The 522-nt window shown below is 37.5% G+C and carries 1 protein-coding gene; it reads right to left on the bottom strand.

Features of this window, described 5'->3' with window-relative positions:
- A partial coding sequence (locus R7Q09_RS28260; RefSeq protein WP_318144222.1) for a twin-arginine translocation signal domain-containing protein occupies positions 1-208 on the bottom strand: 208 nt, incomplete at its 3' end.
- Positions 209-522 lie beyond the last annotated feature (314 nt).

The following is a 522-nucleotide window of genomic DNA, read 5'->3' as shown; positions in this document are numbered from 1 at the left end:
GCATACGAAGCGGACAACGAGAACCACAGTTTACGGTACATGCCGACCAGACAATTTTTTCGTTTGGTTTTGCTGGTGTTTCTTTGGCAACCGCTTTAGTTGCAAACGGGAGAGAAAGCGCGTTTCCTGCTAGCGCTAGAGCGCCAAGAGCAGAACCACCCTTTAAAGCATCACGCCGAGTAATATTAAACTTACCATTTTGACTCATGGTTTTTTCCTAAGTGCATTTAAAATTGGGAGTGGCGCTTAATTAATAACAAGTGGGGAAAGAACACTAATTAGAAACAAATAAGATATAGAGATCGTATTTTCAAAATAGGCATGATTTGAAAATATCTAAAACACTTTGAGGTCAAAGTGACATTTCTAAAATCTATTAATCAAGCTTTACTTATCAGGCCTTGAGCAACTAAATCCAGACAAGAAACCACTATCGATATCCTTGTAGATTTAATGGTTAATAAGTTTGACCACTATCAATTTATAAATGGCACGATGCGTAATCTGATATTTCATTTTGCG

Source organism: Vibrio sp. 2130-1 (assembly GCF_033339515.1).
This window is presented reverse-complemented; position numbering and strand designations above follow the sequence as displayed.